Origin of the sequence: Thermotoga sp. KOL6 (genome assembly GCF_002866025.1) — a bacterium.
Lineage (GTDB): Bacteria > Thermotogota > Thermotogae > Thermotogales > Thermotogaceae > Thermotoga.
In genome coordinates this window covers 107039-131068 of the sequence record NZ_LNDE01000002.1, presented here as the reverse complement: position 1 = coordinate 131068, position 24030 = coordinate 107039, and the positions used below count along the sequence as shown (strand labels likewise).

The 24030-nt window shown below is 41.6% G+C and carries 27 protein-coding genes and 1 tRNA gene; 10 read left to right on the top strand and 18 right to left on the bottom strand.

Annotation, left to right across the window (positions count from 1 at the left end; translation table 11 throughout):
• Positions 1-350 precede the first annotated feature (350 nt).
• From AS005_RS04820 to AS005_RS04785, 8 genes are read left to right on the top strand one after another with little or no spacing between them, the layout of a single operon-like run.
• Complete coding sequence (locus tag AS005_RS04820; RefSeq protein WP_101510578.1) at positions 351-2057, top strand: YgiQ family radical SAM protein; 1707 nt, start codon at positions 351-353, stop codon at positions 2055-2057.
• Positions 2054-3292 carry an alpha/beta fold hydrolase gene (locus AS005_RS04815; protein ID WP_101510577.1) on the top strand — a complete coding sequence of 413 codons (1239 nt, stop codon included), beginning with the start codon at positions 2054-2056 and terminating at the stop codon, positions 3290-3292. The genes AS005_RS04820 and AS005_RS04815 overlap by 4 nt, the downstream gene beginning before the upstream one ends.
• A 30-nt stretch (positions 3293-3322) precedes the next feature.
• The gene (locus AS005_RS04810) at positions 3323-4462 is read left to right on the top strand and encodes a dihydroorotase (RefSeq protein WP_101510576.1); all 1140 of its coding nucleotides are present in this window, start codon (positions 3323-3325) and stop codon (positions 4460-4462) included.
• On the top strand, positions 4416-5069 hold the full coding sequence (locus AS005_RS04805; RefSeq protein WP_101510575.1) for a dihydroorotate dehydrogenase: 654 nt from the start codon (positions 4416-4418) through the stop codon (positions 5067-5069). Before AS005_RS04810 ends, AS005_RS04805 begins: the two co-directional genes overlap by 47 nt.
• Complete coding sequence (locus AS005_RS04800; protein WP_101510574.1) at positions 5057-5869, top strand: dihydroorotate dehydrogenase; 813 nt, start codon at positions 5057-5059, stop codon at positions 5867-5869. Before AS005_RS04805 ends, AS005_RS04800 begins: the two co-directional genes overlap by 13 nt.
• Positions 5866-6471, top strand: a complete 606-nt coding sequence (gene pyrF / locus AS005_RS04795; protein ID WP_101510573.1) for an orotidine-5'-phosphate decarboxylase — start codon at positions 5866-5868, stop codon at positions 6469-6471. Before AS005_RS04800 ends, pyrF begins: the two co-directional genes overlap by 4 nt.
• Positions 6468-7031, top strand: a complete 564-nt coding sequence (pyrE, locus tag AS005_RS04790; protein ID WP_101510572.1) for an orotate phosphoribosyltransferase — start codon at positions 6468-6470, stop codon at positions 7029-7031. The genes pyrF and pyrE overlap by 4 nt, the downstream gene beginning before the upstream one ends.
• Entirely contained in the window at positions 7028-8320 is a 1293-nt protein-coding gene (locus AS005_RS04785; protein WP_101510571.1) for an amidohydrolase family protein, read from the top strand. The genes pyrE and AS005_RS04785 overlap by 4 nt, the downstream gene beginning before the upstream one ends.
• Before the next feature lie 28 nt (positions 8321-8348).
• On the opposite strand, the gene AS005_RS04780 is transcribed toward AS005_RS04785, so the two are convergent.
• The 7 genes from AS005_RS04780 to AS005_RS04750 form a co-directional block, all read right to left on the bottom strand.
• A tRNA-Thr gene (locus AS005_RS04780) sits at positions 8349-8425 on the bottom strand.
• 39 nt (positions 8426-8464) lie between these two features.
• The gene (locus tag AS005_RS04775; RefSeq protein WP_101510570.1) at positions 8465-9451 is read right to left on the bottom strand and encodes a phosphoglycerate dehydrogenase; all 987 of its coding nucleotides are present in this window, start codon (positions 9449-9451) and stop codon (positions 8465-8467) included.
• A 16-nt stretch (positions 9452-9467) separates the two neighbouring features.
• Positions 9468-10310, bottom strand: coding sequence for a MurR/RpiR family transcriptional regulator (locus AS005_RS04770; RefSeq protein WP_101510569.1), 843 nt, complete (start codon positions 10308-10310; stop codon positions 9468-9470).
• Between the two features lie 12 nt (positions 10311-10322).
• Complete coding sequence (locus AS005_RS04765; protein WP_101510568.1) at positions 10323-11078, bottom strand: SDR family NAD(P)-dependent oxidoreductase; 756 nt, start codon at positions 11076-11078, stop codon at positions 10323-10325.
• Positions 11079-11092: 14 nt separating this feature from the next.
• Complete coding sequence (locus AS005_RS04760; protein WP_101510567.1) at positions 11093-12376, bottom strand: TRAP transporter large permease subunit; 1284 nt, start codon at positions 12374-12376, stop codon at positions 11093-11095.
• A 1-nt stretch (position 12377) separates the two neighbouring features.
• Positions 12378-12857: a TRAP transporter small permease gene (locus AS005_RS04755; protein WP_101510997.1), complete on the bottom strand. Its 480-nt coding sequence runs from the start codon at positions 12855-12857 to the stop codon at positions 12378-12380.
• Between the two features lie 57 nt (positions 12858-12914).
• Positions 12915-13925 carry a C4-dicarboxylate TRAP transporter substrate-binding protein gene (locus AS005_RS04750; protein WP_101510566.1) on the bottom strand — a complete coding sequence of 337 codons (1011 nt, stop codon included), beginning with the start codon at positions 13923-13925 and terminating at the stop codon, positions 12915-12917.
• Between the two features lie 153 nt (positions 13926-14078).
• Here AS005_RS04750 and AS005_RS04745 point away from each other — a divergent pair, with 153 nt between their 5' ends.
• Positions 14079-14663: a ThuA domain-containing protein gene (locus AS005_RS04745; RefSeq protein WP_101510565.1), complete on the top strand. Its 585-nt coding sequence runs from the start codon at positions 14079-14081 to the stop codon at positions 14661-14663.
• On the opposite strand, the gene AS005_RS04740 is transcribed toward AS005_RS04745, so the two are convergent.
• The 6 genes from AS005_RS04740 to AS005_RS04715 are packed head-to-tail and all read right to left on the bottom strand — an operon-like array spanning position 14648 to position 18365.
• Positions 14648-14851 (bottom strand): heavy-metal-associated domain-containing protein, encoded by a 204-nt coding sequence (locus AS005_RS04740; RefSeq protein ID WP_101510564.1) that lies wholly within the window; start codon positions 14849-14851, stop codon positions 14648-14650. The two genes, AS005_RS04745 and AS005_RS04740, sit on opposite strands and share 16 nt — an antisense overlap.
• Before the next feature lie 12 nt (positions 14852-14863).
• On the bottom strand, positions 14864-15106 hold the full coding sequence (locus AS005_RS04735) for a DUF542 domain-containing protein (protein WP_101510563.1): 243 nt from the start codon (positions 15104-15106) through the stop codon (positions 14864-14866).
• A gap of 2 nt (positions 15107-15108) precedes the next feature.
• Positions 15109-15720 carry a class I SAM-dependent methyltransferase gene (locus AS005_RS04730; RefSeq protein ID WP_101510562.1) on the bottom strand — a complete coding sequence of 204 codons (612 nt, stop codon included), beginning with the start codon at positions 15718-15720 and terminating at the stop codon, positions 15109-15111.
• On the bottom strand, positions 15717-17894 hold the full coding sequence (locus AS005_RS04725; protein WP_101510561.1) for a cation-translocating P-type ATPase: 2178 nt from the start codon (positions 17892-17894) through the stop codon (positions 15717-15719). The genes AS005_RS04730 and AS005_RS04725 overlap by 4 nt, the downstream gene beginning before the upstream one ends.
• A complete protein-coding gene (locus tag AS005_RS04720) occupies positions 17851-18177 on the bottom strand; it encodes a carboxymuconolactone decarboxylase family protein (protein WP_101510996.1) in 327 nt (108 codons plus the stop codon). The genes AS005_RS04725 and AS005_RS04720 overlap by 44 nt, the downstream gene beginning before the upstream one ends.
• The gene (locus AS005_RS04715) at positions 18177-18365 is read right to left on the bottom strand and encodes an SHOCT domain-containing protein (protein WP_304442514.1); all 189 of its coding nucleotides are present in this window, start codon (positions 18363-18365) and stop codon (positions 18177-18179) included. Before AS005_RS04715 ends, AS005_RS04720 begins: the two co-directional genes overlap by 1 nt.
• Positions 18366-18491: 126 nt before the next feature.
• Between AS005_RS04715 and AS005_RS04710 the strand changes: the two genes are divergently transcribed.
• The gene (locus AS005_RS04710) at positions 18492-18671 is read left to right on the top strand and encodes a YHS domain-containing protein (RefSeq protein WP_101510559.1); all 180 of its coding nucleotides are present in this window, start codon (positions 18492-18494) and stop codon (positions 18669-18671) included.
• 24 nt (positions 18672-18695) lie between these two features.
• Here the strand turns inward: AS005_RS04710 and AS005_RS04705 are convergent, their stop codons facing one another.
• The 5 genes from AS005_RS04705 to AS005_RS04680 all read right to left on the bottom strand — a co-directional run bounded on the left by AS005_RS04705 (position 18696) and on the right by AS005_RS04680 (position 24008).
• Positions 18696-19655, bottom strand: a complete 960-nt coding sequence (locus AS005_RS04705) for an aldo/keto reductase (RefSeq protein ID WP_101510558.1) — start codon at positions 19653-19655, stop codon at positions 18696-18698.
• 14 nt (positions 19656-19669) lie between these two features.
• Positions 19670-20650, bottom strand: a complete 981-nt coding sequence (locus AS005_RS04700; RefSeq protein ID WP_199203849.1) for a Gfo/Idh/MocA family protein — start codon at positions 20648-20650, stop codon at positions 19670-19672.
• Between the two features lie 490 nt (positions 20651-21140).
• Entirely contained in the window at positions 21141-22436 is a 1296-nt protein-coding gene (locus tag AS005_RS04690; RefSeq protein ID WP_101510556.1) for a TRAP transporter large permease, read from the bottom strand.
• Positions 22427-22945: a TRAP transporter small permease gene (locus AS005_RS04685; protein WP_101510555.1), complete on the bottom strand. Its 519-nt coding sequence runs from the start codon at positions 22943-22945 to the stop codon at positions 22427-22429. Before AS005_RS04685 ends, AS005_RS04690 begins: the two co-directional genes overlap by 10 nt.
• Before the next feature lie 64 nt (positions 22946-23009).
• Positions 23010-24008 carry a sialic acid TRAP transporter substrate-binding protein SiaP gene (locus tag AS005_RS04680; RefSeq protein WP_101510554.1) on the bottom strand — a complete coding sequence of 333 codons (999 nt, stop codon included), beginning with the start codon at positions 24006-24008 and terminating at the stop codon, positions 23010-23012.
• Positions 24009-24030: the final 22 nt, after the last annotated feature.

The window sequence follows — 24030 nt, the reverse complement described above, 5'->3', positions numbered from 1 at the left end:
ATATTTTAGTCATATTCCAAATAATTTGTCAAGTACCCCAAAAAATTTTTAATAAAAGAAAAAAGAGCTAAAAGTGCCTTTTTAATGGCAAATTGTTACATTTAATTAGCTGCGGCTCATTTAATTCTTAACATTCGAGTGGTACGATTTGAACAGTAGATGAGAATCATTCTCAAAAAGGAGGTGAAAAGTATGATACCATTCATACCAGCAAATGTATTGATAGCTATTCACAATGAAAAAGTTGGCAAAAAGAGAAAGCAGTGAATGGGCCCCTGTGTTTTCTTTATTCCTAGGACAAATCTTTTCTTTGAGAGGATTTTGGTTTAGAATATACAGGGTGATACACAGTGTTTCTTCCTACAACGCGCGAAGAAATGGAAAGTTTAGGTTGGAAAGAACTGGACGTGATTCTTGTAACGGGAGATGCCTATGTCGACCATCCTTCCTTTGGAGTAGCCTTGATCGGTCAGTTGTTACTCTCAAAGGGATACAAAGTGGGTGTCATTGCCCAACCAGATTGGAGAACCGAGAAAGATATCACACGACTTGGAAGACCCCGCCTTTTCTTTGGCGTAACATCCGGAAATGTAGATTCCATGGTTGCAAACTACACCGCCTCAAAGAAGAGAAGAAAAACAGACGATTACACTCCCAGTGGAAAGTTTGGTAAGAGACCAGATAGAGCAACCATCGTTTACTCAAATCTCATAAGACATTTTTTCTCTGGTGTTCCCATCGTGCTCGGAGGTATCGAGGCCAGTCTTAGGAGATTCGCACATTACGATTGGTGGCAAGATATTGTTAGAAAGTCTGTCTTGGTCGACTCTAAAGCGGACTTACTCGTTTATGGAATGGGTGAAAGAGCGATCTTAGAAATTGCAAGGATTCTTTCAGAGACAGGTGATATTGAGAAATGCAAACGCGTTCCTGGGGTTGTCTGGTGGACTTCCAAAAAACCAAAGAATGGAATAGAACTGCCCTCTTACGATGAAATCAATGAAATACCCGAAAAGTATGCAGAAGCACTCAGGCTTCAAACATGGTACACCGATTCTTACAGAAACACCATTCTGTACCAACGCCAGGACACAAGATATGTGGTTCAAAATCCTCCTTTTCCGCCCCTATCACAGAAAGATCTGGATTATCTCTATCTTCTTCCCTTCGAGAGAGAAGTACATCCTTTTTATAGAAAGATGGGAAGGGTGAAGTCAATTGAAACTGTGAAATTTTCGATCACAGCAGTTCGTGGCTGCTTTGGAAGTTGTTCTTTCTGTGCTATTACTCAACATCAAACAACACATGTTGTTTCAAGGAGTAAAGGATCGATACTCGAAGAAGTGAAAGTTCTGACAAAGAGGGAAGATTTCAAAGGTGTCATCACAGATGTGGGCGGTCCAACAGCGAATCTTTATGGTTCGAGATGCCTTGTCAGAGAGGCCAAAGGGCAGTGTCAAAAATTCTGTCTGTATCCACATGTGTGTGGAGGGAACAAACCAAACCACAATGAATTCATAGACCTCCTCGAATCCATCAAAAAACTTCCTAAAGTGAAAAATGTTTTTATCTCCTCTGGTATCAGACATGATTTTGTACTTGCTGAGAAAGATCCAAATATCTTTTTGAAGGAATTGGTGAAGTACACTCCAGGTCAATTGAAATTAGCACCAGAACACGCTCACCCAAAAGTCTTGTCGCTCATGAGAAAACCCCCTGTCGAGTTATTTTTAGAATTCAAAAGGAGATTCGAACACTTCGCTCGAAAACAGATGAAGAAAAAGTACGTGATCGGATACTTCATGGTGGGTCATCCAGGCGAAGGCTTGAAAGAGAACAACTATCTGAGAGAATTCATACTAAAGCATTTGGGCTACTTCCCACAACAAATACAAATCTTCACACCAACCCCAGGAACAGTGAGCACAGCAATGTATTACTCGGGGATCGATCCGTTCACCGGTGAAAGAGTTCATGTTGAAAGATCTCTGAGAGTGAGAAACAAAATGAAAGAAAATGTTCTGATCAAATTCAAGAAGAGGAGGGAGAAAAAATGAAAAAACTCGTTCTCTTTTTCGTTTTCGCAAGTGTCTTCTTGTTTGCATCGTTCGATCAACAAGTGTTTCTTTTCGTTCAAACACTTGTATCCGAAAAATTCGACGCCGCTCTGAAAATGTGTACCGATCAAGTAAAAGCTCAACTCACCCCGGAAAGTCTTTCAAACATCTGGAATTCATTGAAAACTCAATTTGGAAGTTTCAAAGAAGTAGTGAGTTACGAAGGCACACAAAAAGGTGAATATGAAGTCTATAACGTCGTTCTAAAGTTCGAAAGGGGGAAAATTTCCACTCTAGTCACCGTCGACAGAAATGGAAAAGTTGCAGGTCTTTTTTTCACCCAAGCACCAGAAGAGAAATATTCTCCTCCTGAGTACGTGAACACAGAGAGATTCATTGAAGAAGATGTGATGGTAGGTGATCTCCCTGGAAAGATCACCGTTCCAAAAGGTACAGGACCTTTCCCCGCTGTTGTCCTGATCCATGGATCTGGTCCAAACGATATGGACGAAACCATCGGACCCAACAAGATATTCAAGGACATAGCTTATGGTCTTTCTTCGAACGGGATAATAGTTCTCAGATATCACAAAAGAACATACGTGAAACCAATGGATCCGTCATCGTTGACAGTTGAAGAAGAAGTTATAAAAGATGCAATCAAAGCTGTACAAATCTTGAGAAAAAGAAAGGATGTTTCTAAAGTATTTGTACTGGGTCACAGTCTTGGTGCCATGCTCGCACCCGAGATTGCAGAAAGGTCGCACGCAGATGGTGTTGTCATGATATCTCCTCCTGCAAGACCCCTTGAAGAAGTGATGGAAGATCAGCTGAAATATCTTCAATCTTTGGGACTCGCTCATGATGTAGAAAAAAACCTGGAAATTCTTGAGAAACTCAAAAAAAGAGAAGTACCACCTGATGAGATTGTTTTAGGAGCCTCTGCTCGTTATTTCTACGATTTGGAAGATAGAAATCCTGTTTCCGTTGCGAAAGAGATTTCGATACCTATGCTTCTAATCTTTGGCGAAAGAGACTACCAAGTGACGAAAAAAGATCGCGAAATTTGGAGCAGAGAGCTTTCGGAGAAGCAAAATGTGAAAATTGTCGTGTTCAAAGATCTCAATCATCTCATGATGAGTGGGAAGGAGCAGTCTACTCCAATCGAATACATCAAGAAAGGTCATGTTGACGAAAACGTAATAGAAACTATTGCAAAATGGATGGTAAAATAATCGGAAGAAAGAAACCTCGGAGGGAAAACGGTGAGAATCTACGATCCTTTTCGAAAAAAGTGGCTGGAGGAAGATATTAAAACTCCTTTCCCGTCTAAAGGTTTAATCGCTACTTCTCCGTTCGTTGATCTTCACACTCATATCAGACTCAACAACGGAGAAGATTACGACTCTTTAGAGAAAGCCTCCCTTGTGGGAGGCTTTTCTAAAACATTAATTCAACCGAACACGTCTCCACCCATAGAAAATCGCACCGTCCTTGAAAATCACTTGAAATTATCAAAAAACAAAAGAGTGGAGTTTCTCTTCACCGTGTCTCCTTTCGGATCACTCGAAGTAGAAGATGAAAGGGTGGTGGGCTTCTCAACAGATGGGATAGAATACGATTATCCTACGCTGGTTGAGGCAATGAAGAAAAAAAGAGAATCGCTCTGGTTTGATCACAGTCAACTTTATGAAATAGATGGCATCCTTTACGAAGGCGCCCATTTAGAACTCCCCAAGAGACCTCGTTCGAACGAAGCGATCGGTATAGCAAGGACCGTCTTTACTGGCTTGGAATTTGGATTTCGCAAATTTCACATTCAGCATTTAACAACGAAGTATTCGATAGAAATGATTACTTTTCTAAAACGGTTCGCCAAAGTCACATGCGAAACCACTCCACATCACCTTTTTTTCTGCTACAGTGACATCAAAAACACGAACTTCAAAGTTAATCCCCCTCTCGGATCTCCTGAAGACAGGGAAGCCCTAGTTGAGGCGGTGAAAACGGGTGTGGTGGATGTCTTGGCTACAGACCACGCACCCCATCCTGAAAAACCAAACGATTTCTCTACCGCACCGTACGGTTCAACCTCTATAGAAATCGCTTTCTCCGCTTACTACACTGTTCTGAAAGATCTCGAATTAGTGATAGACAAGCTCACAAAGCGCCCTCTTGAAGTTATCGGCATCAGTAGGAAATTGGAGAAAGATTCGCTGGTTTTCATAGATCCCGAAGCCGAGTATGTTGTCGATGCGAAAAAATTCAAAAGTAAGGGAAAAAATTCCATGTTCGACGGTGTAAAACTGAAAGGAAAGGTAATCGCTTTGAAACTCAAGGGAAGATGGGTGATGATAGATGGAGAAGTTCTGCCTAACGAAGAAAAAAAGTATCCGGATAAATGAAGACACTTGGATAATCATTTTCGAAGAGTATCTTGATTTCTTACCAGGTCAGTTTGTTATGTTGGAAACCCCAAAACTCGTTCGAAAACCATTCGTCCTCGGTTATTGGGAAGACAATCTCGCAATATCTGTTCAGGTAAAAGGAAAGGGAACAAAATGGCTCGTCGAGGAGACACGGAAAGTTAAAGGTCACGGTCCACTTGGAAACGGTTTCAAAAAAGACGGGAAGGGAATCCTCATCGTTTCCCCTACATGTCTCACTATGGTGAATGCCTTTAGAAAGAAAGTTAATGTGGATGTTCTGGTGGGAAGTAAAACACCCGTACTTGTACCTCTTGAGTTCGACGTTGTTGTAGGAAACGAAGAATTTTTGAATAAGATCTCTACCCTTCCAGAGTACGATTGGTATCTCGTTTCTGGCTCCAAAAGTATGGAAAAAGTGTGTTGGAACCATCTGAGGGGAAAAAACGTTTATTTTTCCCTTGAGGAGTATATGGGTTGCGGTATAGGAGCATGTAAATCATGTGCCGTTTTTACAAAGAATGGGGTGAAACATGTCTGCACAGATGGACCTATATTTAGAGGTGATGAGTTGTGTTGGAGTTGAGTCCTCCACTTGTGTTACTTTCCGGTCCCACTGGTTTTGGAGAATATTTGAAGCTCGTTGATCCAAAATACGTTGGAGGAGTTATATTGAAAACTGTCACGCTCCATCCTAAAAAGGGAAACCCCACTCCGAGAATGGCAGACGGAGATTTCTATGTGATAAACAGAATAGGTTTAGAAAACCCAGGGATTCATGCGTTCATTCGTCAGATCCCTCAACTTTCTATCCCAACAATAGCAAGCCTAGGTGGAGATTCCTTCGAAGAATACTTGGAAGTTTCACGCATTTTCAAGGAAGTTTCAGAGAGATTTTGCGGTGTTGAATACAATTTTTCCTGTCCGAACGTAAAAGAAGGTGGTCTTTCGATCGTCGAAGACACAAACAGGTGGAAAAACCTCTTGAACGAGATCAGAACCATCCTTCCAAATACTTTCTTGATCGCGAAGGTGGGAATAGAAGGTGTCTTTGTCGAAAAAGCTGCAAAAATCGTAGTGGATTCCGGTTGGAACGGTATCACCCTCGTCAATACAGTGAGAGGACTTCATTTCGAAAGAGGTCACATGATCTTGGGAGGTCTTTCCGGTCCTTTGTTGAAGCCAATAGCTCTCAGGGCAGTTTACGAAGTCAGAAAAATGTATCCTGATCTCTTTATCATCGCGAGTGGAGGCGTTTATAGTGTTAAAGATGCAGAGGAATTTCTAAATGTTGGCGCAAATGTTGTAGGTGTAGGAAGTGCTTTGTTCAAAAATCCCGAAATCGTAGAAGAAATCGGCAGATATCTTTTGGAGGTGAAAGGATGATACCGGTTTTGAGCTTGGATATGGAAGACCCTCTTGACTTTATAAAAAAGAACGGTAGTTTCGATGTGGTGAAAGTGGGGCACAACTTGGCCGTCTACGGGAAAAAGATTCTGGATAGTCTATATGAAATGAACTTAAAAGTGATCTTGGATTTGAAATTTTGCGATATTCCATCAACAGTAGAACGTTCTATTAAAAGTTGGGATCACCCCGCCATTATAGGTTTCACTGTTCATTCCTGTTCGGGGTATGAAAGTATTGAAAGAGCTCTTAAGACGACAGACAAGTACATTTTTGCCGTTGTAAAACTCACCTCTATGGAAGGAAATCTCGAGGATTATATCGACTGGATTGAGAAGTTGAACAATATCGGATGCGATTTTGTTCTGCCAGGATCCTGGGCAAAAATCTTGAGAGGGAGAATAAAAGGAAAAATTCTCGTTCCCGGAATCAGAATGGAAGTCAAAGCAGATGATCAGAAAGATGTGGCGACCTTGGAAGAGATGAAAGGAATAGCGGATTTTGCAGTACTGGGGCGAGAAATTTACTTAAGTGGAAATCCTAAGGAAAAAATAAGGAAAATCAAGGAGACGATAACATGATAGAAGAAATCTTGGAAAAGACCGGTGCCCTTATGGAAGGCCACTTCGTCCTTTCTTCTGGGAAACACTCTTCCAAATATGTTCAATGTGCAAGACTTTTTGAATTTCCAGAGTATGGTGATGTCGTGGGTAAAGAGCTAGCGAAACTTCTTGAAAAGTACGATGTGAAGACGGTTGTCGGACCTGCAATGGGTGGAGTGATACTTTCTTACGTAGTAGCGAGATATCTGAAGGCAAGAGCTCTCTTTGCGGAAAGAGAAAACGGTGTAATGAAACTCAGGAGAGGATTTCATGTGAAGTCAGGAGAAAGAGTAGCGGTAGTTGAAGATGTCGTAACGACAGGTGGTTCTGTAAAGGAAGTTATAGAACTTCTCAAGAAAGAAGGTGCCACTGTGGTGTGTGTTGGGGCAATAATTGATAGATCGAGAAGCAAAGTGGACTTTGGTGTTCCTTTTAAAAAATTACTAACGCTTGATCTACCCACATACGAACCGGACGAATGTCCCCTTTGTAAACAAGGGATCCCCTCGATGAAACCGGGAAGCAGGGGATTGAAATGATTCTGAAAGGTGCTCTTGTCTGGAATGGAAATAGATTTGTGCAAAAAGATTTATTTGTTGAAAACGGTGTTTTCGTTGAAAAATCACACGGTCCTTCGATCGATGTGAAGGGATACTTTCTAGTACCCGGTTTCGTAGATTCACACGCACACGTTGTGGGAACTGGATTTGCCAAAGATTCCATTTCTTTTTCCTCATGGGATGAACTTTTTGAAAAGCTGAACGAACGGAAACAGGAGAACGTGATATTTGGAAGAGGATGGAGCGAAGAACCGGATGGAACCACTTTGAAAAAACTAGATGAGATAGAAAAACCTATTTTCCTTATTAGAAGATGTGGACACAAAGCTCTTCTAAATATATCAGCTATGAAAGTGCTGGGCATAAAGACCAGATACATCGTTGAAAACCTCGAACCGATATACGAACATGTATTCAAAAAAGAACTCTTGAAATTTTACAAAGTCGGAGAACAAGAGTTTTTGAAACATGGAGTGACTTTCGTTCAAAGCGATGATCTAAATGGTGTTGAGGTAGAAGAACTCCTCGATGTCCTCAAAAATTCACGTGTTAGACTCTTCGAGAAACTGAAGTACAAAAATTTGAGACCACACTACTTTCGCGATCTCAGCCCTAAAGTCCATGTTAGAGGAATAAAAGTTTTCATGGATGGTTCGCTTGGTGCGAAAACAGCTTTCATATCTGGTGAATACGAAGATGGCACACACGGTGTTCAACTCGTTTCAAAGAAAAAACTCGAAAAATTAGCTGAATTCTGTGATGAAAAAAGTTTGATCCTGAACATACACGCGATTGGTGACGAAGCGGTGAGTGTTACTCTGGATGTTTTAGAAAAACACCCTGGCCATAGAATCGTTCATGCTCAACTCATAAAAGAAGAAGATCTAAAAAGATTAAAGAGCGCTTCTCTCACCGTTCAACCACATTTTTACTTCGAAGACTTACCTCTACTCAAAAATATAAAAGTTAACGCACTTCTTTATCCGTTTCGAAAGATATTCGAAATGGGTATCTCCATTTCCTTCTCGTCTGATTCTCCAGTTTCTCCAAGTGATCCCAAGTATGTGGCAGAACACGCATTGAAGATGGGATTTTCTAGAGAAGAAACTTTTTATCTGATGACAGAAGCTGGGGCAAGACAAGTAAAAATAAAGACGGGAAAGATAGAGACAGGTTTCAAAGCTGATTTTTGTTTATACGAAAGAAATCCTCTTCTTTTTGAAGACGATCCAGCAGCAGTGTTCATTGAAGGTGAGAGGGTGTTGTAAGTGTATAGGGAAAAAGAGACAAAAAAAATGGAGCAGGCGGTGGGACTCGAACCCACACCCTCCGCCTTACCAAGGCGGCGCTCCACCGCTTGAAGCTACGCCTGCTCGTCGCTGGAACTATTTTAACACATAGTCCTTTCTGGTTCAAGAGGCCTCCTGATATCCCTTTCTCTTCAGTATATCAACAACTTCTTTGTTCACAATATGTTTTGGAACCTTACCTTTAAAAAACTCAGCAACGGACTGAGCAGCCATCATGTTCATTCTATAAATGGCTTCTTTTGTGTGTGCTCCTATGTGTGCGGTTACGATAAGATTTGGACATTCAAAGAGCGGTGAGTTAGGGTCTGGTGGTTCTTCTTGAAAAACATCGAGAGCCGCTCCCGCTATTCTTCCTTCTTTCAACGCTTTTACGAGGGCGGCTTCATCCACTAATCCTCCTCGAGAAGTATTTATTAGAAAAGCAGATCTTTTCATGAGGTTCAATTCTCTTTCTCCTATCATGTTTCTTGTATCTTCATTCAAGGGAACATGTAAGGATACGATATCGCTTTCTTTCAACAGTTGATCTAACTCATCAACAGGAATCGCCTCATACAACCTTATGGAATCTTTACTAACGAACGGATCATAGACCAAAACTTTCATACCTAAACATGTAGCTTTTTTGACAACTTCCCGGCCAATCGCTCCGAATCCTACTACACCAAGAACCTTCCCCGCAATTTCTTGACCCACTATGCTTTCCCACTTTCTCTCATAAAACAGCATGTTATGAGCCCATATCAACCCCCTGCTCAGAGCAAATGCAAAAGCTATGGTAAGTTCTGCAACGGAAAGTGAGTTCGCCCCAGTTGTAATGGTAACCGGTATTCCTTTATTTGTAGCCGTTTCAAGATCTATGTTATCCACACCCACACCGTGTTTCGCTATTATTTTGAGATCGGAGCTCTCTATCATTTCCGCTGTTACAGGATGAGTTCCCACTATAAGCGCATCAACTCCCTTCAAAGCCTTGGCATCTATCCTATCAACTTTTATCACTTCGAAGCCTTCTCTTTCAAGAAAATCTATTGGATCACGAGAATATTTTCCAAAAGTGCGTGTAACAACCAAGATTCTTTTCTTCATGATTTCCCCTCCGTGTTCAATACTTGAGCTCCGAGACCGCTAACCTGCTCTTGTTAAGATTTTCTATAGCTCGTGGATCTCTTGCAGCGAGAAGTGTGTATATCGTATCGAGGATTACGAGTTGCACTATTCTCGACGTCATAGCATCAGTTCTTATCTTGGTTTCTTTGGTGTTTGTAACGAGGACAACATCGGAATACTTTGAAAGAGTAGACTTCTTATTGCCAGTTATTGCAACAACAGGTATCCTCAGACTTTTCGCCTTTTTAGCAAAATTCACGATAGAAATCGTCTCACCGGTGTGCGAGATGGTGACGAGAAGATCGTCAGGAGTAGCTGTTGCGAGTATGGTGGCTACAATGTGTTCATCGTTAGAAAACAAGCAATTCTTTCCTATTCGGGTGAACTTATGAAATGCATCAAAAGCAACGGCAGCAGAAGCAGCAAAGCCCACAAATATGATTCTTCTAGCATTTTTGAACAACTCTACTGCTCTTTCTACAGAGGCAACATCCAAAGAATCTAAAGTATCCAAAATCGCCCTCACTGTGGCTTTGAATATCTTTTCAGTGACGACCTTCGTGTCATCTTCATCAGAAACATCCTCGTAAACTATCTCTAGGGGGGCGCGAGAGATGCTCTGTGCGAGTAACACCTTAAATTGCTGGAAACTGCTCAAACCCAACTTTTTATAGAACTTCACAATAGATGCTTCACTTTTTACTCCTGCCCTCTTACTCAAATCACTGATAGAACTTTCTATGATACTTCTTGGATTTTCAAGAACAACGTCTGCTATACGTTTTTCCGCTTTGGTAAATTCCTCATACTTTTCTCTAATTGTTTGGATAACGTCCATTTTGATACCTCCTCACACCGCTGTAGAACCCCCATCTATCGATATGATACTACCCGTCATAAATCCCGCTTCGTCACACGCTGCAAACAATATAGCAAAAGCTATTTCTTCCTCTTTTCCGAGTCTTCCCATAGGTATTCTAGAGGTCATCTTCCTCAGAAGTTCTTCAGGATTGGGGGATGCCTTCACCCTCGCCATCAAACCTTCAGACTGAGTCGTTCCAGGGCAGACAGCGTTAACTCTTATTCCGTATCCGACGTAATCAACTGCCAACGATCGGGTAAGCCCAATCAAGGCAGCTTTTGATACACTGTACACACATCTTCTGGGTATACCAACTAGGCCCGCCTCTGATGAAACGTTGACAATCACACCACCACCCTGTTTTTTCATCTGTTCAACTGCATACTTAGAAAGCAAGAACGGCCCCTTAACATTGATCGAAATGGTCCTATCGAAATCTTCCTCTGATGTTTCCTCTATGTTTCCGTACGGTACAATTCCTGCATTGTTCACAAGAATATCAAGTCTGCCGAATACATCCACCGTCTTTCTCACGATTTTCTCCGCATCTTTTGCCACATCCCCGTAGACAAAAAACGCTTCTCCTCCTTTTTCCTTTATCAACTTTACGGTATCATTTCCTTTCTCTTCAGAAATATCGTTAACAACTACTTTTGCTCCTCTTTCTGCAAACATAATAGCAGCTTTCTTTCCTATACCAGATCCGGCTCCCGTTATCAAAACCACCTTACCTTGAAAGTTCATTTCTCAATCCCTCCTTATCCGAAGATGAGATTCGGTATGAAGAGAACAATCTGTGGGAAGAAAATAACAATGAGTATAGCGATCACAGTAACTACCAAGAAAGGCCAAGACGCTCTAATGTATTCTTCTAACGTGGCACCAAGGACAGAACATCCTGCGTACATCGATGCTCCGACAGGCGGAGTTTGATTCCCCATCGCAGCGGAGAGAATGAAAACCAATCCAAAATGAACAGGATCTATTCCCACATGTCTCGCAACAGGAAGTAAAATGGCTGTGAGCATGAGGATGAGAGCGGTGGCATCTACAAACAATCCAGCGAATACCAAGAAAATAGATATCATAATCATCAACAAGTTCGGATTGCTAGTGATACCAAGTAAAAATTCAGCCAACTTTTCAGGGATTCTTTCCCAAATCATTCCATAACCGAAAATGGAAGACATCGACAGAATAAACATTACACTACCTATGTCCCCAAGAGAATTTTCAAGAGTTTCCCAATAGAGAACCCTAAATGACATCTCTCTATGGATAATAAATCCTACAAATATTCCATATAACACAGCAAAAGATCCTACTTCTGAAGGTGTAAAGAGGCCTCCCCTGAGACCTATAATTAACAAAATAGGGAAAATGAGCGCCCAAATGCTTTTTCCTAAAGATCTCATTATTTCACCAGTTGAAGCCTTTTTTTCCCTTTCTGGTGCAAGATTCAACCGCTTTGCTACAAACCAGATGGTGATCATGTAAACAATCATCAGAAGAAGCCCTGGTCCAATACCTGCTGCAAAGAGTCTACCGATCGAAACCTGACCAATCGTTCCATAGATGATGAACGCAATTCCAGGAGGTATGATCGGTGTGATCAAAGACGTCCATACATTTACGGCCACTGCAAATCCCCTGGGATAACCTCTCCTCAACATTTCAGGTCCAAGCATTCTTGTTTCCATCGCTGCGTCCGCTATACTGGAACCCGAAACCCCTCCCATCAACGTGGAAAGAACCGCCGAAACTTGACCGAGTCCACCTCTCATGTGACCGACGAGCGTCGAAGCAAAATCGAGAAGGCGCCTCGTCACCCCAGCTGAATTCATCACATTTCCAGCCACTATGAACATGGGAATCGCGAGTAAAGTGAAGTTCACTGTCTGCGACAGCAATCTTTGAATGGGTATGGTTATAGGAAGTTCGGGATGCTGAAGAAACCAGAGAAATCCCGATATTCCTATAGCGAAAGCAACGGGCATTCCTAAAATCAAGAAAACGGCAAAAGCAATCAGTACTATTACCATATCACTTTGCCTCCTTCTTGTTGTCTCTGAATTCTGCGATTATCTTCAGAATTGTGGTCCTAAAGAGGAGTATTCCGCCAACCGGTATACTCAGAGTAACCCATGTGTAACTAAAATTCGGCATCCCAACGAAAGTTCTGTATCTAGTTTTATAGGAGAGGTAGAACCCCCATATGATGAGGTAAACAACAAACGCCAGGATAATTATGTAATTTGCGAGCCTTATAATCTTTTGCGTTCTGTTAGAAAAACGTTTTACCAGAATATCCACAGACATCATCTTGTTTTCTCGCCAAGCAACATCCACCGCAAAAAAACATGCCCAACCGAATAAAAAAGTACTGAAGTCCACCGCCCAGTTTATGGGATGCTTCAAAAACCTTGCAATTCCAGAGGAGAAAACCAGAACAATCATCACTAAGAGTAATACTTTTGCGGAGTGTTTTTCAAATTTCAGAAGCATTTCATCGAATTTTTTCACAACTATCACCTCTGTCAATTCAGAATAAGCCCAGCCCATTGGGCTGGGCCTTGAAGATCACTCTCCTTTCACTTCCTTGATTAACTGATTTAGTGCATCTTCGAGTCCTAACTTCTTGTACGCTTGTTTCGCCCTCTCCATGAAAGCTTCTCTATCGATTTCAGAAGCGGGTATAACAGTCATACCCTTTTCTATACATTTCTGCTTGTACTCTTCTTCGAGTTCTTTCATGATCTTGAGCGATACTTCTATTCCCGCTTTATCCATCTCTTCTTCGACTATTTTCTGATATTCCGGTGGCAAACTGTTGAACCAATCTGCACTGACAATTTCGAAGTTTATGAGGAGGAAATGACCAGTTTCAGACATGTACTTCAAAACCTCGTATAGACCACCGTTGTAAACATTTGCATAGGTGAGTTCTGCCCCATCAACAGCTTTGGTTTGAACTGCCGTATAGATCTCTCCGAAATTGATAGCTACAGGAACCGCACCGAGTGCTCTTATAGATTCTTGCCAAGCGGGGGCTCCAGGGGTTCTTATTCTCAAACCACTCAGATCTTCCGGTTTTCTGATAGGTTTGTTTGTCACAAAATGTCTGTATCCTTGTACCCAGTAAAAGGACAATACCTTGATACCAAACCTTTGCTCTAGGTCTTTCAACCACTTTTGCATAGTTGGTGATTGTTTGATTTTCTTCAATGTCTTTATCACCTCTTCGGGCGTCTTTGCACCCATGAAATCGATGAAGTACGCGAGATTCATTACTCCTATATCTTTAACATACATCCCAAGTCTTGCAGAATCTGTGTTCCAACCAACCGGTGCTCCCATCCTGATCTGTTCGATAACATCCTCTTCGACTCCGAGCTGTGAACTCGGGAAAACCTCGATTCTAACATCTCCATTCGTTCTCTCTTCAACTGCTTTCGCCCATTTCAAGAACGCCTGATGGTAAGGTTCTCCTGGAGCGAGCACGTGTCCAAATCTTAAGGTATACTTTGCACCGAACGTTAATGAAACAATCAATACTCCCAAAACAATGGCTAACAATACCTTTTTGCTCATTAACCAACACCTCCCTAAATAAAATTTTTTTCTAAATTGTATTAAATAGATCTTTTTGCAAAAAAATTTTATTACATAAAAAGTTCCAGAGTCAACTGTTAACTTTTCTGTTACATATGACAGTAGTAGCATTAGACCGAGGAGGGGATTGTCATGAAAATTTTTGCTTTTCTTGGAGACAAATATCACGATCACGACCTTTATTTGGAAACTCTTCAAAATGTTTTGGAAAAAGGTATCATCTACGATTACTCGCCAAACAAATTCTATGAAATACGGAAGCTACCGAACTTGGTTGTTATAGGAAGATGGAACCTCATCGATGAAAATAAACCATGGTTAGAAGAGAAGGAAATAAAACTTTTGGAAGGATACATCAGATCCGGTGGAAAACTTTTTGCCTGGCATTCGGGTCTTGCCCACTTTCCAGAGAGTTACAACAGGTTAGTGGGGGGAAGATTCATCCATCATCCCCCACAGAAGAAAGTGAGATACTACGGAGAAAGGGTTGAATTTGTACTCGCGGATGAACAATATTTTATCGAGCTTAGATCGGATGTAGAAATATTTCTCTGGAGTGAATCAGAGGATGGAAAAACCGTTGCAGGATGGAAGAGGAGATTTTTTGAAGGTGAAATATTGGCCCTCACTCCTGCTCACAATGAGGGCCTTAAAGATGGAAAATTTCGAATTTTTTTGAAAAGGGTTTTGAAAGATTTTCTTCAAGCTTCCGTATAACTTTCGACAGGATAATCAATCTCTTCGAGCTTTCTCAAAACTTTATCGAGATCGTTGGTTTCAACGATAACCTTTTTCTCTTCAACGTTCACCTCGTAATCATCCACACCGATTTCCTCCAACGCCTTAGAAATTCTCATCTTACAATGATTACAAGAGATATCCGGCACGCTCAACACATATCTCATACACACACCTCCTTACAAAAATTTAGATTCGATTTCCTTTATTATCCTCTCTTCTTCGTTTATCTCATCTACGATCCTGTTTAACTCCTTTAGAAGTTCTCCAACGTTTAATCCTTTATCCTCACATGCGTCTTTCAGATTTTTCATCTTTGCACAACAAGTATCGAATCCATACTTCCTGAGAACTTTTTCCAACCTCTCATGAGCTTCTATGATCTCTTTGAGAGTTGTGTTTTCCCTTATCCTTTCAAGCATCTTCACACCTCCTTTTTAGCAACTATCAAGCGCACCACATCCTTCAAAAGAAATTCCTCTTCCTCTATGGCAAAGCCCGCCATTCTTATGTTCTCATCGGTCTTTCTGAGCATGCTCGTTCCCAGCAATGATTTTGTGAATATATTCATGAAAAAAAGTATCAAGTTGATGTACCATTTTTCACTTCTCATATGTTCGAGGAAATACACCTTGCCAGATGTTTTGAGAACCCTTCTTAATTCTTTCAAACCTTTCAAAGGATCGGGTACCGTACAGAAAACGAACGTAGAAACAACACAATCGAAACTTTCATCTTCAAATGGTAGATTTTGAACATCCGCTCTGAGGAGTTTTACATGCTTTTCTGGATAACTTTTCAATTTCTCTTCGCATATTTTCAACATGCCTTCGCTCACATCGATCCCTACTATTTCCACATGGTCCGGATAATAAGGTAGGTTCTTTCCGGTACCTATGCCAACTTCGAGAATTTTCCCTCCCTCCAACTTTTCGAAGAGTTTTTTACGAAAATGGGAGAGATATTTCTTCTCAAAAAAGCTTTCGACTTTATCGTAAAATCTTGAAAACTTGTCATATTTTTTTGCCACACTCATTTTCTGACCCTCATCGAATTCACAGTCACAGTTATGGAACTGAAAGCCATTGCGAGTTCTGCAATCACCGGATGAAGCAATCCCATCATCGCCATCGGTATAGCCACCACGTTGTAGAAAAAGGCCCAGAACAAGTTTTGCTTTATGATTTTGAACGTTTTCCTGGATATTTCTATGGCATCGACGACTTTCGATATGCCACCCTTTGTTATGATGATATCGGCGCTATCGATGGCAAGGTCGGTTCCCGAACCTATAGCGATCCCTACGTCCGCACCTTTTAAAGCAGCCGCATCGTTCATTCCGTCACCAACCATTGCCACCTTCTTTCCATGAGTTTGATAAGTTCTTACAAGATCCAATTTTTCAGAAGGTTTCACACCCGCATGAAATTTCTCTATCCCAAGACGCCTGGCAACTGCTTTCGCGGTCTTTTCGTTGTCCCCAGTTATCATGACCAAATCAATTCCCATTTCTTTGAGTCTTTTCACAGCAGCTGGACTGTCTTCTCGAATTGGATCTTCTATCGCGAGAAATCCTACAATTTCATCGTTTTTCCTCACTTCAACAACGGTTTTTCCTTCACTGAGCAAAGAATCATATCTCGAGTAGTCAAGAGGTTTCCCCACAAAATATTCATTTCCTTCGTAATATGCTTTCACACCTTCTCCAGGGATTTCTTCGACATTCTCTATAGGAACAGATTCTTGAGAAAGCTCCGAAATAGCTTTTGCTAAAGGATGGTTGGAGTTTTTCTCTATACTCGCAACAATCTTGATCAAATCATCGGAGAGATTATGATCCACAACTTTGGGTCTCCCTTCAGTGAGTGTCCCCGTTTTGTCCGAGAGAACAACTCCTATATCTTTCGAAGTCTGTATCGCCTCGGCATTCCTTATGAGAAGACCTTTCTTTGCGGCAAGGCCTGTTCCCGTCACAAGGGCCATAGGAGTAGCAAGCCCAAGCGCACATGGACATGCTATAACAATTGTGGCAACGAAAACGAATATGGAAAATGTCAAAGGATCACTGGTCTGTATGATCCAAGGAAATATAGATCTTGCCTTCTCCACGAATGGCAAAAAACTTTCGTAATTAAAATACCAAACAAAGGCACTGGCTATCGCCAGAATGATGATGGCAGGGACAAACCACATGGTGATCCTGTCGGCGAGTGCCTGTATTGGAACTTTTGACCCTTGGGCCTCCTGAATCAATTTGATCATCTGCGAAAGGAACGTATCTTCTCCAACCTTTGTAACCCTTATCTTGATGGGGCTGGATAGATTCAGTGAACCTCCTATTACCTCACCACCTTCTTCTTTCAAAACTGGTATGGATTCCCCCGTGACAACTGACTCGTCTATAGAAGATTTTCCCTCCACGATCACACCATCCACTGGAATTCTCTCACCAGGCTTCACTAAGACAACAAACCCTTCCTTAACTGCTTCTATAGGAGTCATTACTTCTCCTTTATCCGTAAGAACTCGAGCTTCTTTTGCCTGGAGTTTCAGAAGCGCTTTGATCTCTTTGCTTGCTCTGTCCCTTAGGTACGATTCTATGAAACGTCCTGTGATATGAAAAGCAACGATCATCGTACCTATTGCTCCAAAAGACATCACAGGAAGTCCCAAACTGTCCAATAGAGCAGTTACCCAGGAAGTCACAGCACCGAAAAAGATCAATGTATCCATGTTCGTGTGCCTGTGTGTCAAAGCGATCCATGCACCTCTGATAGTTGCCCTTCCCACATAGAAGGTAACAAACGCTCCGGCAAAGACTTCAATCCAAGTAAAATAAGGAATTTCAGCGATGAACATATGATAGAGCATGAGAACGGCAAGAGGAGCTGTGATAAGCCATGCAAAAATCAAATTTCTTTTGGACTCTTTATAACGTTTCCTCTCGACATCTTCTGGGGATTCCTTGCTCACACCGTATCCAACTTCTTCAACTGTCTTTTTTATTTCATCGAAAGAGACTTCCCTTTCTGCTACTATAAAGCCCGTGGACGTTGCCAAATTCACCGCGGCAAATTTCACTCCGTCGAGTTTTTTCAAAGCTTTTTCCACCGTTTTCGCGCACGTTGCGCAAGTCATACCTGTTACGGTGAACGTCTTTTTCACTTCATTTGCAACACGATTCTCCTTGGTTTTCAATGTTTCGCCCATACTTCCAAACCTCCCTCGCCCAGGTTTCTGAAATGCAGGCTCCCATGGTTATAGCTACCTCGAAAACTTCTTTTATTTCCTCGTCTGTGGCTCCCAATTCGAGAGCTTTCCGATAGTAACTCTGGGCGCAAGGTTTACATTTCTCCATAACAGACACAAGGAGCGCCATCAACACTTTGTATTTCGCAGGTATAGCCCCATCGGAAAAAGATTTGTTCCTCATTCGCATGACCGCTCCACTAACCTCGGGAAAAGTCTTTCTCCATAACTCGAAGTCGCCCATTAATCCTCCAACCTCCTTCTGAGCCTTTCGTACTCTTCCTCCGAAATTTCTCCACGAGCAAGTCTCTCTTTCAAAAGTTCGATGGCTCTTTGATTTCCAGCATCTCTTTCATGCGTTCGATTACCTTCGATCCATCTGAATAAAAGGACAAACAAAACCACCAAAATCACTGCCCAAAATACCATCATGATGATTCCTCCTCCCCAAGTCCAGTTCCAGGGCCAGAAGCCCCAATGCCAAAAACAGAATGGACACATGCTTGATTCCTCCTTTTGAATTATGCTAAACTAATTATAGCACAAGGGGGTGATTTTATGAAAGTGAAAGATCCTGTCTGTGGAATGAAAATCGAAAAGGAAGAGGCTGTAGAACGGGTAGAATACATGGGAAAGGAATATTTCTTCTGTTCGAAAGAATGTGCTGAAAAATTCAGAGATGATCCAGAAAGATACGCACACCAAGGAAAACCACGTGGTCATGGTTGTTGTCATTAAAAAAAAGGCGCCGTTCGGCGCCTTTCAACTTCCTAGTATCGATTCTATCTCTTTCATAATACCCTCAGTGAGCTTTTCTTTAATTTCAACCGCTTTTATGTTTTCATCCAATTGTTCTGGTCTGCTTACGCCAAGAATCACACTACTCACATTTTTGTTCTTCAAAATCCAGGCTATCGCAAGTTGTGGTAAAGTCGCACCAAGTTGGTCCGCTATCTTCTGAAGAGCTCTAAGTTTCTCGAACGTCCTTTCGTTGAGGAGTCCACCTTCCTCTAACCACTTCCTGACTTGTGGAAAAGTTGCCAGTCTTGAACCCTCGGGAATTCCATTGTTGTATTTGCCAGAGAGAAGGCCAGACGCGAGAGGCGAGTAAGTGGTAAGACCCATTCCGTATTTTTCGTAGAGTGGTGCATACTCTTTTTCAACACGTTCCCTCACAAACATGTTGTACTGAGGTTGCTCCACAATCGGTGGCATAACACCAAGTTCTTTACACACTCTATGGGCTGCTTCTATTTCCTTTGCACTCCATTCAGAAGTTCCCCAGTAAAGGGCTAAACCTTCTCTCAGAATGTAATCTATAGCGAAAACGACTTCTTCCATGGGAACGTTGGGATCTGGCCTGTGACAATAGAGAATATCCACGTAATCCATTTGAAGCCTTTTCAACGAGTTCCAGGTTCCCTCAAGAAGATGTTTTTTGGAAAGGCCCAAATCATTTGGTCCCTTGCCACCCCAGAAGATTTTCGTGGAAACAACAAGATCCTCTCTTCTGAAATTCTTGAGAATCTTCCCCAACATAGCCTCCGCTATTCCACCTGCGTAAGCTTCAGCTGTGTCAAAAAAATTAATGCCACTGTTGAATGCCTTTTTCACCACTTCCTCGGCTGTGTCAAGATCGAGTTGCTTCCCGAACGTAAGCCACGAGCCCAAAGAAAGCTCGCTAATTTTGATACCCCATTTTCCAACTTTTCTATACTCCATGCAAAACACCTCCTTCAAAGCAGAAACTCAGATATGAACGTCTTTTCTCCGTTCGATTTCACACAAGCCTCTATGAAAGCAAGATCCTTCAAGGCTTCTTCCGGATTTCCCAAATTATTTGGTTTTCCCGTTACAATTACATGATAAAAATCTTCAAACTCTCTTTGATAACTATCTTCCTGCGGAACAGCAACAACATCGTCATTCAAAACGATTTTGTCCCAAAAAATAAACATTTTTCCTTTCGTTCCAACAACTTCGAATTCGTCCTCACCCTTCAAAGAGTAAGAAACGGTATAATTTCCAACAATACCATTTTCGAACTCGAAAAGCGTTGAGAGAAAATCCATACCTCCAAGATGAGGTGACAAATCCTCTGCAACGGCTGAAACCCATTCGACCTCTCCGAAGATCAATCTCAGTGCTGCCGCATGATGAACTCCTCCATCGGAGAGGAAACCACCTACGTGTTTTGGTTCCTTTCTCCAATCGGTACGAACATATTCGTTGCTTTCATCCATACCCACCCATATTTGCCAACTCGTGTATACGACTTCACCAATCTTTCCAGCTTCGATTAACTCTTTCGCTTTCCAAAAAACAGAAGCATGTCTGAAATTCTCCGCAATGTACACCACTTTGTTAGAGTTCCTGGATAGCGCAACAATCTTTTTACCTGTTTTAACATCCGTTGAAATCGGCTTTTCACAGATAACATGGACACCTTTCTGAAGAGCTCTTTCAATGAACGGGAGGTTCAGATCGACAGGAACCGCAAGATCAACAGCATCAACAAGTCCTGAATCTAAAAGTTCTTCGTAGCTATCAAACACCACTGGATTTCCCGACATTCTTGCGAATTCTTCTGCATGCGCTCTTGTTCTACTGGTAACAGCCGTTATCTCAAAAAGATGAGAAAGCTCTTTCAAAGCTGGAAAATGCAACGTTCTAGCAGCAATTCCGCAACCTACGATACCGAGTCTGATTTTCTTCACAGATATCACCTTCCACATCTGATATTTTACCACATTATAATTTAAAAATATTTTCATTTTAAGGCGGCAAGAATCTATCCGTTTTCCAGTCTTTGCCAAATCCTCTTCTAAAATTTCATGTGATGATAACTGAAAGAAAAGTTGCCCGGAAGTTCACAACGAGCAACTTGGTAGGACTGAAGAAGGTAGGATTTCGAACGAAACTTTTCATATTAACAACACTTTACGATTGATCTGAATCCTCTTTCTTTCTTCTCTCTTCTAACAATCTATGGTGATAAGATCCCTCTCTCAAAAGAACAGATCCACAGTTTGGACATCTTTCTTCCTTACATGGGACACCTGGTGTGTGCGGTTTTTTGTAACCACATTTGGGACAAACACAAAAGCCTGCAGGGCCCATCCCACTATGAGTGTGATTACGATTAGATCTTCCAAACATGACAATACCTCCTCAAAGGCGAAAAGCCAAAGTTATCATAATACCAGATCAACCTGAATAGCCAAAGAGACGTGGTAGGAATAGAACGAAATCTGGCCAAAATGTTATGATCATCAGCGCGGCGACCTCTATTGGTATCCAATATTTCAACATTTCTTTGAAAACCTCTCTCAGTGGTGTTCCGCTTATCGCACTGGTAATATAACCGGTTTGGCCATAGGGAGGTGTATCCAACGCCATCATTAGATTGACGGTGGTTATTATACCAAAATGCACTGGATCTATCCCTGCAGCTATCACCAATGGGAAAATCATAGGAATCACAACTAATTGAATTATGGAAACATCTATGAACATTCCTAGTACGAAATACAGGAGGTTAGCACTCAACAAGAGCAAAATTCTGTTCGAAAGCAAACCTGCATTTATGAAAGCTTCTGTTAAAAGCTGAGGAACATGTTCTCGGGCAACCACATAAGTGAAAATGTTCGCCGATGCGACTATAAAACTAATGTAACCAACCGTTTCTGCCGTCTTCATTAAAATTTTGTAGAGTTTCTTCCAACCGAGAGTTCTGTATATTAACCAACTTATCAACATAACATAAACTGCTACTATCGCGGCAGCTTCAGTAGCTGTGAAGATACCTCCATAAAGACCGGCTAGAAGAATGGCAGGTGCTAAAAGTGCTGGTAGAGAGACCCAAAAAGACCTTATAAGTAAAGGTAATGGGACTCTCCCGGTACACGGATAGTTGCGTACTCTCGACAAGATATAAACCATTAACATTTCAAGAGCTCCCAAAAGAAGCCCTGGCAAGAAGCCTGCTAGAAATAGATATCCCAGGGAAGTCCCGGTGAGCATCGAATAAATCACCATAGGAATGCTCGGAGGAATGATAGGACCAATCGTAGCAGAAGCAGCTGTAACAGCACAAGCGAATGCTCCGTCGTATCCCTCATCTAGCATGGCTTTTATTTCGATGCTACCTATTCCCGAGACATCCGCTATCTCTGAACCACTCATACCCGCAAAAATTATACTAGCAGCAATGTTAGCGTATCCAAGCCCCCCTCTAATTCCTCCCAATGCCTTTTTTATGAAATCAAATAATTTTGTTGTTATTTCACAATCGTTCATGACGTTGGCTGTAAATATGAAAAGCGGCACAGATATCAGAACGTATTGACCAGAAAATTGTATTGTTAAAATGTCCAACAGATTTGGAAGACTTATTCCTGTTGAAAGAAAATAAACTATACCAGCAGCTATCATGGCAAAGACTATAGGATACCCTAAAACGAACATTATACCGAACGTTAGAAAGAAAGAAATCATTCCCATGGTTTTCCCTCCGTTTTTGCAGGAACGCCTGTTATCAATTCTCTAATTCCGTAGTATACATACGAGATATTGTGATAAATAACCAATATCATGAAAACAGGAAGACTTATAACTAAATAAGTCCAGGGGATCCCTAAAACCTCCGACCGAATCAGGTGATACCAGAAAGTTTGCTTTAAGATAGGTTTCAATGAGATTATGAAAAGAATTGTTATGAACGAATCAAAGGTTATGTCTATTACTAACTGAACCTTTCTAGGAAGTTTTTCATAAATTATATTGAATCTCAAATGATCACGATAACGATGGGCACATGCTGCACCGAGCAAAACCGTCCACACGAAACAGTAAGAAGTTATCTCATAAAGCTCAGGAGAGGGAAATTTGAAAACATATCTCAACAAAACCTGAAGAAACAAAGAGATAGTGAAAGTAAAAAGCAAAATCGATGGTAGGTGAATTTCCAAAACATCCAATATTGTTTTTAAAATAACCCTTAGTATCTTCATTGAAAAGTCTCACCTCTTTTCAAAACCGGTAGAGCGCAAAGGCTCTACCGGTTTTAACAAACTATTACATCTCTTGGATCTTTCTGTACAACTCCTTCCATTTCTCATCAAATGCCGGATTATTCAGATAGTATTCGTGTGCATGTTTGATGAATGCTTCTTTATCGGGGACAATTATTTCCATTCCATATTGTTCTCGGAACAGTTTCAACAATTTTGCCTCTTGCTCCAAAACAGTATAGTTCATGTAGTAACGAGCGACCTGAATGGCTCTTTTGATGTAATTTCTATACTCTTCCGGCATACTTTGCCACAGTTTTTCGTTAATCACCGGACAAATCATTCCTATTTGATGATCGGTGAGAACTATGTAGTGAGTTACCTCACAGAACTTTGCACTGTAATCCGTTGGAAGGGGATTATCTTGTCCATCCACGGCTCCTGTCTTCAGTGCTAGATAAACTTCTGTAAAACTCATCGGTGTGGGATTTGCTCCCAAAGCTCGAGCCATGTGGAGGAAGGTTTTGTTGTTGGGCATTCTGAGCTTTACACCTTTAAGATCCTCCGGTTTTCTCACAGGCCCTACTCTTTCAATGAAATTGAGTTCACGAGTTCCAAGATACCAAACATCCAAAACCCTGAGGTTGGTTTTCTTTGCCAATTTGTCGAAGAGTTCCTGAACCATCTGGCTCGTCATAACTCTGTACATATGGTCAAGATCTCTGAAAGCGTAAGCCGCCTCGAAGACACCAAATTCAGGCATTGCTGCAAGATCAGCGAACCACGATGGAGCGGAATCACTACACATCTCGAGGTCTCCCCTCATTACTGCAAGTAACTCTGTTCTTTGATCTCCCAACTGTCCCGAATGGTACACCTCTACCTTAATTTTTCCGCCACTAAGCTCTTCTACTATCTCCGCAAATTTCTGCATCGCAAGTACTTGGGGCTGAGTGGGAGCAGCAACTGTACTGAAACGAATTACGTAATCTGGTTTGACTTCCGACCAAGCGATCACCGTTAGTGACAACAAAACTACCAGAAGTATCCTCCATCCTCTCATAAAAACACCCCCTTCTGAGATT